Origin of the sequence: Microvirga terricola (assembly GCF_011777495.1) — a bacterium.
In the GTDB taxonomy this organism is placed as follows: Bacteria; Pseudomonadota; Alphaproteobacteria; order Rhizobiales; family Beijerinckiaceae; genus Microvirga; species Microvirga terricola.
Map to the genome: position 1 here is coordinate 97,359 of NZ_JAATJS010000003.1, position 13,151 is coordinate 110,509.

The following is a 13,151-nucleotide window of genomic DNA, read 5'->3' on the forward strand; positions in this document are numbered from 1 at the left end:
GCCGCATGATCCGGGCGAACAACTGGTGCCCACTTGTTCTGATCATGCTCAGGTCGTTTCGAGAATGCGCTCGGCGCTACGCAGATCGACCGAGACGAGCTGCGACACGCCCCGTTCCGCCATGGTCACGCCGAACAGCCGCTCCATGCGCGCCATGGTGATCGGGTTGTGGGTGATGACCACGAAACGCGTCTCGGTCTGGCGCGCCATGTCGTCGAGAAGGTCGCAATAGCGCTCAACGTTGGCATCGTCGAGCGGCGCGTCCACCTCGTCCAGCACGCAGATGGGCGAGGGATTGGTGAGGAACACGGCGAAGATCAGAGCGGTCGCGGTCAGCGCCTGCTCGCCGCCGGACAACAGCGTCATGCTTTGGGGCTTCTTGCCGGGGGGGCGAGCAAGAATCTCGAGGCCGGCTTCGAGCGGATCGTCCGAATCGACCAGAGTCAGCTCTGCGGTGCCGCCGCCGAAGAGAGTGGTGAAGAGGCTCTTGAAGTGGCCATTGACCACGTCGAAGGCTGCGAGAAGGCGCTCGCGCCCCTCGCGGTTAAGGCTGCCGATGGCCTGACGCAGACGCTTGATGGCCTCGACGAGATCGTCGCGCTCGGTGGTGATTCCCGTGTGCTTCGCTTCGAGTTCCGTCAGTTCTTCGTCTGCGCGCAGGTTGACCGCGCCGAGGCGTTCCCGGTCACCCTTCAAGGCGTGGAGCTTCGCCTCGATCTCGGGCTGAGACGGCAATTCCACGCCGTCCTTCAGCCCCGCGAGTTCGATCAGGCCGGCCGGAGTCGTCTCGAGATTTTCCGCGATGGTGCGGGTGATCTCGGCCAGACGCTGAACGGCGGCCTCATGGCGAGCCTGAGAGCCTGCGCGCGCCTCACGCGCTGCGGAGAGTGCTTCCAGCGCTTCGCGGGCGGTGCGGTCGGCCTCGGCGAGTTGTGTCTCGGCATCGGCCAGATGGTCGGCAGCTTCTTTGCGCTTCGCCTCGGCTTCTTCGACTTCGGAAAGCAGGGCGCGGCGGCGCATGAGATAGGTGTCGGGCGCTTCCAGCAGGCGCTGATGCTCGTCCTGCGCGCGCTCCAGGCGCTCGCCCAGGTCTTCGAGCGCCTTGGCGGCGCGGGAGGCGCGCTCGGCCCACAGGCGGACGTCGGCGGCAAGCGATTCCTGCCTGCGGCGGCGCAGGTCTGCCTCATGGACGAGGGATTGCAGGGCGGCGCGCGCTTCCGACGCGGCGGCGCGATGCTCGGCGACGCGGGTGCGCTCTTCGAGCAGCCGACTCTCCAAATCGGGCGCGGGCGCGAGGTCCTGCAAAGCCGCTTCGGCGTCGCGGACGCGTTCCTGCGCTTCGTTCTCGCTGGCGGAAATGCGGGCAAGGCCTTCCTGCAGGGCCGAGAGGCGCTGGCCAAGTTCCGCTTCCTTGCGCTCGGCGGCAGCAAGCCGGGTGCGGGCGGCATCAATTGCTTGGCGCGCCTGCCGTGCCGCCTCGATGGCCTGCATCTCATGCGATGCGGCGCGACGGACGGCCTCCAGTGTTTCCTCAGCCTGCTGGCGCAGGAGCTCGACCTGCTCGCGAGCTGCTTCGGCCTCGCGTTCCAAGTCTCCAAGACGGTTCTTTTCGGCCAGGCGCCGTGCGGCCGCCGAGGGCGCTTCCGCCGCCGTCGTGAAACCGTCCCACCGCCACAGGTCGCCTTCCACGGAGACGAGGCGCTGGCCGGGTTTCAGCAGGCTGCGGAGGCGAAGACCGTCCGCCTTGCTCACAATGCCGATCTGCTTCAGGCGGCGCTGGAGCGCGGCGGGGGCGTTCGCGACATCGGCAAGGGATCGGATGCCTTCGGGCAGCGCCGGATCGCCCGCGCCTGGGCCGGTTTCTGCCCAGTGGGCAGGAGCAGAGGGGTCGGTCGAAGCGTCGAGGTCGTCGCCGAGCGCTGCGCCAAGCGCAGTCTCGTAGCCCTTCTGAACGGTGATCTGGTCGAGCGCCGGGGGCCACAGGTCGCCGGAGGCGGAGGTGAAGAGCTTGGCGAGAGTCCGGGCCTCGGTTTCGAGCCCTTGCGCCTTGCGCTCAGCCTCGTTGAGCGGCTGGCGCAGACGGTTTTCGGAATCACGCGCGGCGCTCAGCGCCTCGCGGGCACCGATGACGGCTTCTTCCGCAGATTGAGCCATCTCTTCAGCGATGGCCGCTTCCTCGCGCAGCATGTCGGCAGAGGGGCCATCATCGGAGACTGAGGCCGACAGGGCTGCAATATCGCGCTCGATCCGCTCTTTCTCGGAGGCGAAGCGCGCGGCGCGCTCCATCTCCTCGCGCATGCTGCGTTCCAGCGCGGCGCGGCGGGCGTTGAGGTCGGAGGTCTGGGCCTGGAGGGCGCTCAAGGCGGCTTCCGCCTCGGCAAGCTCAGCCTCGACGTTCTGGAGCCGCTCCTCGCTCTCGGCGCGGGCTTCGCCTGCGCCGTCGGTCGAAAGCGCGATTTCCGCTTCCTCGGCCTTCAGACGCTCGATAGTGGCCTGTGCGTCCGTGCGCTGGGCCGCCTCGCGGGCGAGGTCGCGGTTGAGGTCGGAAATGTGCCGCTCCAGCTCCGTCACCCGGTCCTTCGAACGGCGCTCTTCCGATTCGAGTTCGTTGCGAGCATGGGTGAGACGCTGAAGGGCCGCTGCAGCAGCGGCTTCGGCCTGACGTAGGGCAGGGATCGCATGGGCCGCGACGGCCTGGGCGGTTGCGGCTTTCGTCTGTTCCTCGGTCCGGTCGGCGACGGCTTTCAGGGTGTCCGTTGCCTGCTGCTCGGCGGCGGCGGCCTGCTCGCGCGCTTCGGCAAAGCCGATGGCGTACATAAGCGCTTCGAGCCGGCGGATTTCGGCGGAGAGATTCTTGTAGCGCGAGGCCTGACGACCCTGGCGTTTCAAGCTGTCGACTTGGGTCTCCAGCTCGCGGATCACGTCCTCGACGCGCAGGAGGTTGTCTTCCGCGCCTTTGAGCCGGAGCTCGGCCTCGTGACGGCGGGCGTGAAGGCCGGCAATGCCGGCGGCGTCTTCAAGGATACGGCGGCGGGCCTGGGGCTTCGCCGAAATGATTTCGCTGATCTGGCCCTGGCGCACGAGGGCGGGCGAGCGCGCGCCGGTGGCGGCGTCGGCAAACAGAATCTGCACGTCGCGGGCACGGACTTCCTTGCCGTTGACGCGATAGGTCGAGCCTTCCTCGCGCTCGATCTTGCGCGAGATCTCGAGGGTGTCCGTGTCGTTGAAGGCGGCCGGGGCGGTGCGCTCGGCATTGTCGATGGTGAGCATCACCTCGGCCGAGTTGCGCGCCGGCCGGTTGCCGGAACCGGAGAAGATGACGTCGTCCATCCCCGTGGCGCGCATGTTCTTATGGGAATTTTCTCCCATAACCCAGCGCAAAGCCTCGACAAGGTTCGACTTGCCGCAACCGTTCGGCCCGACCACGCCGGTCAAACCCGGCTCGATCAGGAACTCCATCGGCTCGACGAAGGTCTTGAACCCTGCGATGCGAAGGCGCGTCAGCTTCATGGACACGCCTCTCCGATCCGCCTCAAGAGGGCGGTTTGAAGGGGATTACTCTCCCAGCAAAGGCTTGATGATCTTCTCAAGCTCATCGATCGACATGCTTCCCGGATAACGCACACCATTGATGAAGAAAGTCGGCGTCGAGTCCACCTTGAACGTGTCCCCCGCCCGGTTCTTCACCGCATTTACCGCGTCATAAAATTTCTGGTCCCGCAAGCAAGCATCAAATTTCTCTTGTGAAAAACCTGCCTGTCGCATCAGCTGACGCAGGGCATCGAGGGGCTTCTCGGTGAAAGCCCAGTTTTTCTGCTGGTCGAACAACATGTCTGTGACGGGGTAGAACTTGCTGTCCCCATCGCAGCGGGCCAGCATGAAACCGGCGGTGGCCAAGGGGTCCAGCGGGAATTCGCGCAGGATGAAGCGCACCTTGCCCGTCTCGATGTAGCGCTTCTTCAGCTCCGGCCAGGTGCTGGCGTGGAAGGCCGCGCAATGGGAGCAGGTCAGCGAGGCGTATTCGACGATCGTGACCTTGGCGTCCGCCGGGCCCATCGTTACATCGCCGAGCGGGCCTGCGACGGCGAGGTCCTTCACCGCGACGTTCTGGGCCGAAGCGGGCAGGCTGGAGGCCAAAAGGGCCGCCGTCGCGGCGGTTCCGAAAAGCTGAAGCGTCTGACGCCGGGTGATCATCTTGAGATTGCTCCGTGAGATTTAATCCCATGCGGTAATGGGGGATCGGTTTCGAGGCAAGCGCCTCACAGCTCACGCTTTCGTGGGCGAGGGGCCTTCGCGGTTCCAATCACCGCTTCGCCCAAACGCCCGAGAGCGGCTTTCAGACCATCGTCGTCGATGGATTCGACGGCGCCGCCGATACGCTTGCGGTCTTCCTCCCCGACCTTGGGGGCAGGCCGGGAAACTGGCTTTTCACGCCGCACCGGGCCTTGCTTCAGCACCAGCTTGCCAATGCAGCGCCAGCCGTAATGGGCGTTGACCCGCTCCATCACGACGGGCGTGAGGTGCTGAAGCTCCAGCGCGAAGGCGCTTTCCACACGAACGATGAGGGTCGCAGGGTCGGGGCGCGCCTCAGGATCGGCATTCGCGCTCCGGCGTTTCCACTCGATTTTCAGAGGTTGAGTGAATTCGGCCAGGCGCTCGCCCACGATCTCCGGCCACGCCACGATGATGTCGGACGTGGCAAAGCCTTGGGCCGCAAGACTCGGGCCGAGGCAGAGGTCGATGAAGTCCGCAAGCGGCTTCGAAAACGGCTTTTGCCGAGAGGCGGGCTGTCGCATGGTCGCTGTCCAAGGATCCCGCCGAAAGCGGTGCTGGAATATTCCTGCAGGATCGGTATTGCAGAGAGCATGTTAACGCCCGCGCCGCACGCCACCAAGCCTCGCGCCGATGATCTTTTGAGCTGGTACGACCGCCACCGGCGCGATCTGCCATGGCGCGCGAAGCCAGGCGAGGCGGCGGACCCTTACCGCGTCTGGCTGTCGGAGATCATGCTGCAGCAGACGACGGTCGTTGCCGTCAGGCCGTTCTATCTCAAGTTCCTCGAGCGTTTTCCCACCGTTCACGCCCTGGCGCAGGCGCAGGACGATTCGGTCATGCAGGCCTGGGCGGGGCTAGGATACTACTCCCGCGCCCGCAATCTTCATGCCTGCGCCAAGGTGGTGGTGGCACGCTTCGGCGGCGTTTTTCCCTCCACCGAGGAGGAATTGCTGAAGCTGCCGGGGGTCGGGGCCTATACGGCAGCCGCGGTCGCGGCCATCGCCTTCAATGAACGGGCGGCCGCCGTCGACGGCAATGTGGAGCGGGTCATGTCCCGCATGTTCGGCATCGAAGAGCCGCTCCCCAAAGCCAAGGCGCAGATCAAAGCGCTGACGGAAGAGCTGGTGCCCACGGATCGGCCGGGCGATTTCGCGCAGGCGCTCATGGATCTCGGCGCGACGATCTGCTCGCCGAAGCGGCCCGCCTGTGCGCTGTGCCCCTGGATGGCGCCTTGCCAGGCGCGCGAGCAGGGTTTGCAGGAGAGCTTTCCGAAAAAGCAGAAGAAGGCGGAAGGCCAGTTGCGGCGCGGCGCGGCCTTCGTGGTGCTGCGCGCCGACGATACGATCCTACTCCGGACGCGCCCGCCGAAGGGGCTTTTGGGCAGCATGGCCGAGCCGCCGACGAGCGAGTGGGACCCGGCCTATGAGCCGTCCCGCGCCGCGCTCGACGCGCCGTTGGAAGCGCGCTGGCAGCGCCTGCCGGGCGCTGTCCGCCACGTCTTCACACATTTTCCGCTGGAGATGACAGTGCTCTTCGCAAAAGTTCCGCGCGAGACGCCCGCCCCGGAAGACATGCGCTGGACGCCGCGCCTACGGCTTTATGAAGAAGCCCTTCCCGGCGTAATGAAGAAGGTGCTGGTTCACGCCCTCGGCGACCTGCCGCCTGAGCCCGCTGGAAAGAAGGCGGCGGATTAAACGGCCTCTCCGTTCAACAGCGCGCTGTGGCGCTTGAAGAGCGCGACAAGCGCATTCGCGACGCGGGCCACATGGGGCCGGTTGCGGGTCCTCGCGTGCCGCATCATGAAAACCTCTTCGACGAACTCGTCGGGGGCTTCCAGGCGCACGAGGTCCGGGTCGCTGTCGCCGAGCCAGCAGGGCAGGAAGGCTGCGCCAAGCCCGGTTTTCGCCGCCTGATAGCGGATCGGCATGTCGCCGATTCTCGCGACGATGGGGACAGGGTGAACCTCGAGGAAGCGTTCGAGGAACGCGGCTTGATAGGACAGGCTCGGGCTCTCCGATGGGGCGATCACCGCCGACGGCGTAGCGGAGCGGTCATACATGCCGAAAGCGATCTGCCCGATACGCCGAGCAGTGAGGTCCGGTTCGTCCGGCAGACGGCGCATACGCAGCGCGATGTCGGCCTCACCTGACACCAGATCGAGCTTGCGGCGGGTAGGAATGTAGACGATCTCGACCGGGCCCGCCGCTTTCGCCAGTTCCGCCCCATGCACGGACAAAAACATCGTGACCGACGCGGTCGCCGTGATTCGCACTGGCGCCGAAGGGTCCGGGCGGTAGGCGGCGGCGACGCGGGGTACTGCGCGGGCAGCTTCCGCCATCGGCGCGGAGGATTCGAGCACTGCGCGTCCGGCTTCCGTCAGCTCGAGCCGGTTCGGTCCTCTCTGAAACAGCGCGACGCCAAGATTTTCCTCCAGAGCGCGAATGCGCCGCGCGACGGTGGGCTGTGTTTGGCCCGTGGCGCGCGCGGCTCCATTCATCGATCCATGAGCCACCACAGCCAGGAAGGTCCGTAGGTCGTTCCAGGATGCTTCCTCGGAAGTGGCCCAGGATGCGTCGAGAGAAGGAGAAGCCATGAGACGATGCTAAAGCTCTTCGGGCGGCCGGCGATAGGGAAATGTTCTGGTCTGTTGTGGGGCGCTGTCATATCCCCACGATCTTTCACTGGGTGAAACAGTGCAGCCCGCTAATTTCGTGGGGGTCTTCTTCATTGCCGGAGGAGTGAGGCCGCGAAAGAAAAAGGCGCGGACCGCTTTGAGGTCGCGCCTTCGGAAATGTGCAGTGCGATGGAGTTTAAGCCGCGAGTTCGGCCCGAATCTTCGCGCGGAATTCGTCGATGCAGACGAGCTTGCCTGCGCGTTCCACGTGCCAGAAGGTCCAGCCGTTGCAGGCGGGCAGGCCTTGCACGAGTGAGCCGACTTTATGGATCGAACCGATGATGGCGCCGCCGAGCGCGAGGGTGCCATCCGCCCGCACGGTCGCGGAATAGCGGCGGCGTTCGTCGACGAGCGTTTCGCCCGCTTTAACGTGGCCGCCTTCGATCAACGACAGGAAGGGCACACGCACTTCTGCGCGCTTTTCGGGCGGCGCGGCGATGGAGACATCGTCGAGCGGAACCACAGCATCGATGCGGGCGCGTGCCGCCTTGGCATAAGTCGGATCACGCTCGAGCCCGATGAAATGACGGCCGAGCTTTTTCGCCACCGCACCCGTGGTGCCCGTGCCGAAGAAGGGATCGAGCACCACATCGCCAGGGTTTGACGAGGATAGAAGCACTCGCGCGAGCAGCGCCTCCGGCTTCTGGGTCGGGTGAACCTTGCGGCCATCCGCGCCCTTCAGGCGCTCTTCGCCCGTGCAGAGGGGAAGGTACCAGTCGGAACGCATCTGCACGTCTTCATTGGCGGACTTCATCGCTTCGTAATGGAAGGTGTAGTTCTTCGCCTCCGGGCTTTTGGACGCCCAGATCATGGTTTCGTGCGCGTTGGTGAAGCGGCGTCCCCGGAAGTTCGGCATGGGGTTCGCCTTGCGCCAGACGATGTCGTTGAGGAGCCAGAAATTCAGATCCTGCAATGTCGCGCCGACGCGGAAAATGTTGTGATACGAGCCGATGACCCACAGCGTCGCGTTCTTCTTCATTACGCGGCGCACGCCCAAAAGCCAGGCGCGGGTGAAGGCATCGTAATCGGCAAAGCTCGCAAACTTGTCCCAGTCGTCGTCGACGGCATCGACGAGGCTCTGGTCCGGACGCGTGAGCGCCTGTTCGAGCTGGAGATTGTAAGGCGGGTCGGCAAAAACCACGTCCACGCTCTCGGCCGGCAGCTTTTCCAGATTGGCGATGCAATCGCCAAGCAGGATCTGGTCGAGGGGAAGGGTGGGCGAGACGGAGAGGGGGCTTTTGAGCCCCGTCCGAGGCGCCGGCGCAGGCCGCCCGGTACGCGAGACAGGAATCCGGGAGGCGGCGCCGGCGGCCCCGGTACGCGAGGTACCCATGGGTGATCACCGGTTACGCAACTGACGATCCGGATCATGGGGCCGTTAAGGTAAAGATGTGGTTTAGAACGCGCGATGAATGCGAATTTTTTAGATCGGCAAACTTTGCCTACCTATTGAATTTATTGGATTTTTTGAGTTAACGACTGTTAAGCTCGGTTACAGGTCCAGTAACCCTTGGCGTAGTGGCGAAAAACTGAGTCGATGGAACGGGCAAGGCCCTTCGCTCGCGAGCACCGAAAGATGGGTTTTGGTGCTGTAGCCCGCATTGCTGGCGAATCCATAGATCGGATAGGCGTCGCTCAGCCGCGTCATCAGCCGGTCTCGCACGACCTTTGCGACGATGGAGGCGGCGGCGATGGAGGCGATCAGCGAATCGCCCTGGATCACGGCCTCCGTCTTGCAGGGCAGCTTCGGCGGATCGTTGCCGTCGACGAAGGCCATGTCCGGAATGCACGGCAAAGCCGCGAAGGCCCGGCGCATGGCAAGCAATGACGCCTGCCGGATATTGATGGTGTCGATCTCGACGTGAGACACGGACGCGATGCCCACATGGGCCGTGGCGAGGATTTCCGTAAACAACGCCTCGCGCTTCGGCGCTGTCAGCACCTTCGAATCGTTGAGGCCCTGCGGCACTGTATTCAGATCGAGCACCACAGCCGCCGATACGACCGGCCCGGCCAGTGGCCCGCGACCCACTTCGTCCAGCCCCACGATACAGGAATAGCCCGCTACGCGGGCGGCAAGCTCCCGGTCGATGCCGGGACCGGAGGGGGCAGGGCGAATCGGCGCGTTCATGGGTCGATTAAAAGCGGCAAAGCGTCGGTATTTCCAGCCCCGGCAGCGTCGCGCCTAAAACTCTCCCGTCATTCCGGGCACGCGTGCGCCCCCGGAGTGACGGAGTACAGCATAGACCCGCAAACGCATCGCTTCATCAAAACAGCGACAACTGTCCTTTATCCCTCGCGGGTGGGGTGAAAAGGTCCGTCCGCATCGCCAGCGAGCGGCGCCTGTTGAGGCCAAGGCGCGCCGCTGCGCTTTCGAAGCGGCGGCCGATCATCCAGGCGTAGGGGCCGACGCCCTTTTGTCTCACGCTCCAATCGGCATCGTAGTCCTTGCCGCCGCGCGTTTCGCGCAGGATCGAGAAGACGTGGTTGAGCTTGTCCGGGTAGTGCTCGGCGAGCCAATCGCGCATCAGGTCCTTCAGGTCGTAGGGGAGCCGCAGCAGCACGTAGCCAGCACTGGTCGCGCCCGCCTGATGCGAGGCTTTCAGGATCGCTTCGATCTCGTGGTCGTTGATCGCCGGAATGATCGGGGCCACGAGCACTGTCACCGGAATGCCGGCCTCCGACAACTGACGCACGGTGTCGAGGCGCTTCGCGGGCGAGGCGGCGCGGGGCTCCATCTTGCGCGCGAGCTTCGGGTCGAGCGTGGTGATGGAAATCGCAACTTTAACAAGCTGGCGCTCGGCCATCTGGCGCAAGATGTCGATGTCGCGTGTGACGAGCGCCGATTTGGTGACGATCCCCACCGGGTGGTTCGTCCGGTTCAGGACCTCCAAAATGCCGCGCGTGATGCGCAACTTCTTTTCCACCGGCTGATAGGGATCGGTGTTGGAGCCGAGCGCAATGGTGGAGGGCTGATAGCCGGGCGCGCGAAGCTCCTTCTCCAAGAGTTCCGGCGCGGTGGGTTTGATGAAAATCTTGGTTTCGAAATCGAGCCCCGAGGACAGGCCCTGAAAGGCATGGGTCGGGCGCGCGAAGCAATAGGAGCAGCCATGCTCGCAGCCGCGATAGGGATTGATCGACTTGTCGAAGCTGAGATCCGGTGAATCGTTTTTCGAGATGATGGTGCGCGGTTTCTCGACGATGAGCTCGGTCTGGAGCGAGGGCAACCCCTCCTCGACCTCCCAACCGTCGTCAAAGCTCTCCTTCTGCATCGGCTCATAGCGCCCGGTTGGGTTCGCCACCGCGCCGCGGCCCCGGCGGCGCTCGGAATCGACGCGATAGGCGGGGTCGTCCTTCCGGCGGCGCGCGGCCTCCGCCGCCTCGGCCGCGCTGCGGGGCGCGGGCTTCAGGCGGGCGGCATCGCGGGCGGGTTCCTTGGCGCGGATATTCATGACGACCTCCAGCGAAAACGAGCTAAGGCCATTTAAGAACAAAAAGTGAACAAATGCAAGTCTCGTGAAGGAGGACGAAAAGCAACGGAGGCGCTATGCTGAGGTCCCATGATCACCGTTCTCATCCGCGCTTCGCGCGGTCCCGAAGCCTTGGCCGTGACCTTGAGCGCCCTCGTCCCCGCCGTCGCGGCGGGGCTGGTGGGGGATGCGGTCGTCCTTGCCGCGAACCAGGACGACACCATCGCCAAGGTCGTCGACGCCGCGGGCGCGACCTTGATTGACGGATCCTGGGCGCAAGGCGCGCGGACCGCGCGGCGGGATTGGCTGCTCTGCCTCGAGGACGGCGATATCCCCCAGGAAGGGTGGATTCAGGCGCTCGAGCGCTTCGCTGCCTTCGGCAAGCCGGAGCAGCGGGGTCGGTTCAAGCGGCGACGGAGGCCGGTCGAGGCGGCGCTGCAATTCGTGCTCGGGCTTTTCGGGCGTGATGCGACCCGCGCGGGCGAACTCGTACACAAGCGCGTGCTGCTGGGCGAGGTGAAGGCGCGCCCGACCATCAGCCTCGCCGCCTTCATCGAGCGCGATCCCTTCTTCGTCTGAGATGGACGAATTCGCCGCCGGGTCTAGTTTTCCGAATAGGGGAGGCGAGGTGATGATGGCGGCACCGCAGGTCTTGATCGTCGGCGCGGGGTCAACCGGCCTCGTTCTCGCCCTGCGTCTTGCAAGTCACGGCATCCCTTTTCGCATTATCGATCACCATTCAGGCCCAGGCTAGGCGTCGCGCGCCATGGCTGTTCATGCGCGCACGCTCGAATTCTACGAACAGCTGGGGCTGGCGCAGGAGGTCGTCGATCTCGGCATCGTCATGAATGCGATGCATCTCTGGGATCAGGGGAAGCTGAAGGCCGATATCCCCATCGGCCATTTCGGCAGGGACCTTAGTCCTTTCTCCTTCGTGCTGAGTTTTCCGCAGGACGATCACGAGCGGTTCTTGAATGAGAAGCTCGGATATTCCGGCATCAGCATCGAATGGGACACGGAGCTGATCAGCTTCGCCGATGACGGCGAGCGCGTCCGCGCCACACTCAGAAAAGATGAGCACGAGGAGGTTTGCGAGGTCGCTTATCTCTGCGGCTGCGATGGCGCGCACAGTGCCGTGCGGCATGGATTAAAGCTCGACTTCATCGGTGGCGCCTATGAGCAGACCTTTTATGTCGCCGATGTGCAGGCGACCGGCGCTGCGACCGCGACAGGCGGCGTCAATATGTGCCTGAACGTCAAAGATTTCTGTCTCGTGCTGCCGATCAGAAGCACTGGCATGCAGCGTCTCATCGGCATCATCCCGGATGCGGTGAAGGATCGGGAAAACATCACCTTCGATGACATCCGCCCGATCACCGAAAAACTCTTCGGCATCAGCGTCCATCAGGTGAACTGGTTCTCGACCTATCGCGTGCACCATCGCGTCGCGGAGCACTTTTCGAAAGGCAGCGCCTTCATCGCGGGCGATGCGGCGCATATTCATAGCCCTGCGGGCGGACAGGGGATGAATACCGGCATCGGCGATGCGGTGAACCTGTCATGGAAGATCGCGCATGTGCTGCAAGGCCGCGCCGATGCTTCGCTTCTGGCGACCTATGAGCCGGAGCGCATCGCGTTTGCGCGCACGCTTGTGAAGACAACCGACCTTGCATTCCAGATCATCGTCAGGCGCGATTTTGCCGGACGTTTCTTTCGTACCTTCGTGATGCCTTATGTGCTGCCGCCACTGTTTCACTTTCGCGCCGTGCGGCGATGGATGTTCAAGACGATCTCGCAGATCCGCATCACCTATCGCGACAGTGCGCTCAGCGTGGGCGAGGCGGGGACGGTTGCGGGTGGTGATCGCCTGCCGTGGGATGGCGTCGGCGGCAGCGACAATTTCGAGCCGCTGAAATCCCTCGATTGGCAGGTGCATGTCTATGGCGAGGCTAACATGGCGTTCAGAGGGGCCGTGTCGGAGCGCGGCATCGCGCTGCATGTTTTCGCGTGGACATCCATGGCCGAGAAGGCGGGGTTGAAGCGCGACGCGTTTTATTTCATCCGCCCGGACGGGCATGTGGGGCTAGCGCATCCGGCGCAGGATATCGCCGTGCTTGATCGCTATCTCGCACAACACGGCATCAGGATGAAGCCGCCTCTCACGCCTTGATCTTTTCGCGCTTCAGATGCTCGTTGAGCCGCGGCATGATCTCCACGAAATTGCAGGGGCGGTGGCGATAATCGAGCTGTCCCGCCAGAATGCCGTCCCACGCATCCTTGCACGCGCCGGGCGAGCCCGGCAGCACAAAGATGAAGGTTGCACCCGCTACGCCCGCCGTTGCGCGGGACTGGATTGTCGAGGTGCCAATGGTGTCGAACGAGATGCGGTGAAAGAGCGCCGAGAAACCATCCATCCGCTTTTCGAACAGCAGCTCGATGGCCTCGGGTGTCACGTCGCGTCCGGTAAAGCCGGTGCCGCCCGTCGTGATGATGACATCGATGGCGGGGTCGAGAATCCAGCTCTGCACCTTGCCGCGAATGGCGGCGACGTCATCGGGCACGATGGCGCGCCCGCCGAGATGGTGGCCGGCCTTGGTCAGCCGCTCGACGAGCGTGTTGCCGGAGCGGTCATCCGTTTCGCCGCGCGTGTCGGAAACGGTCAGCACCGCGATGGTCAGCGGCACGAAGGGGAGGTTTTCATCGATGCCGGGCATGAGGAACACTCTGGCTGT

The 13,151-nt window shown here is 64.3% G+C and carries 10 protein-coding genes and 1 pseudogene; 3 read left to right on the forward strand and 8 right to left on the reverse strand.

The annotated features are described in order from the left end of the window. Positions 1–48: 48 nt before the first annotated feature. From HB375_RS08830 to HB375_RS08840, 3 genes are all read right to left on the reverse strand, one after another. The gene (locus HB375_RS08830; RefSeq protein ID WP_167672636.1) at positions 49–3,510 is read right to left on the reverse strand and encodes a chromosome segregation SMC family protein; all 3,462 of its coding nucleotides are present in this window, start codon (positions 3,508–3,510) and stop codon (positions 49–51) included. A gap of 45 nt (positions 3,511–3,555) precedes the next feature. Continuing rightward, entirely contained in the window at positions 3,556–4,194 is a 639-nt protein-coding gene (locus HB375_RS08835) for a DsbA family protein (protein WP_167672637.1), read from the reverse strand. A 65-nt stretch (positions 4,195–4,259) separates the two neighbouring features. Beyond that, positions 4,260–4,796 (reverse strand): DUF721 domain-containing protein, encoded by a 537-nt coding sequence (locus tag HB375_RS08840; protein ID WP_167672638.1) that lies wholly within the window; start codon positions 4,794–4,796, stop codon positions 4,260–4,262. 69 nt (positions 4,797–4,865) lie between these two features. Here HB375_RS08840 and mutY point away from each other — a divergent pair, with 69 nt between their 5' ends. Then, the gene (mutY, locus tag HB375_RS08845) at positions 4,866–5,969 is read left to right on the forward strand and encodes an A/G-specific adenine glycosylase (RefSeq protein ID WP_167672639.1); all 1,104 of its coding nucleotides are present in this window, start codon (positions 4,866–4,868) and stop codon (positions 5,967–5,969) included. Here the strand turns inward: mutY and HB375_RS08850 are convergent. The 4 genes from HB375_RS08850 to HB375_RS08865 form a co-directional block, all read right to left on the reverse strand. Beyond that, positions 5,966–6,868 (reverse strand): LysR family transcriptional regulator, encoded by a 903-nt coding sequence (locus tag HB375_RS08850; protein WP_167672640.1) that lies wholly within the window; start codon positions 6,866–6,868, stop codon positions 5,966–5,968. The two genes, mutY and HB375_RS08850, sit on opposite strands and share 4 nt — an antisense overlap. A 217-nt stretch (positions 6,869–7,085) precedes the next feature. Next, positions 7,086–8,282, reverse strand: a complete 1,197-nt coding sequence (locus HB375_RS08855; RefSeq protein ID WP_167672641.1) for a site-specific DNA-methyltransferase — start codon at positions 8,280–8,282, stop codon at positions 7,086–7,088. Positions 8,283–8,441: 159 nt separating this feature from the next. Then, the gene (locus HB375_RS08860; RefSeq protein WP_167672642.1) at positions 8,442–9,080 is read right to left on the reverse strand and encodes a ribonuclease HII; all 639 of its coding nucleotides are present in this window, start codon (positions 9,078–9,080) and stop codon (positions 8,442–8,444) included. A 136-nt stretch (positions 9,081–9,216) separates the two neighbouring features. Continuing rightward, positions 9,217–10,401 (reverse strand): PA0069 family radical SAM protein, encoded by a 1,185-nt coding sequence (locus HB375_RS08865; protein WP_167672643.1) that lies wholly within the window; start codon positions 10,399–10,401, stop codon positions 9,217–9,219. Positions 10,402–10,509: 108 nt separating this feature from the next. Here HB375_RS08865 and HB375_RS08870 point away from each other — a divergent pair, with 108 nt between their 5' ends. Next, positions 10,510–10,998, forward strand: coding sequence for a glycosyltransferase family 2 protein (locus tag HB375_RS08870; protein ID WP_167672644.1), 489 nt, complete (start codon positions 10,510–10,512; stop codon positions 10,996–10,998). Between the two features lie 55 nt (positions 10,999–11,053). Beyond that, a pseudogene (locus tag HB375_RS08875) lies at positions 11,054–12,589 on the forward strand (FAD-dependent monooxygenase). On the opposite strand, the gene moaB reads toward HB375_RS08875, so the two are convergent. Next, positions 12,579–13,133, reverse strand: a complete 555-nt coding sequence (moaB, locus tag HB375_RS08880) for a molybdenum cofactor biosynthesis protein B (RefSeq protein WP_167672645.1) — start codon at positions 13,131–13,133, stop codon at positions 12,579–12,581. The pseudogene HB375_RS08875 and the gene moaB overlap by 11 nt on opposite strands. Between the last annotated feature and the right edge of the window lie 18 nt (positions 13,134–13,151).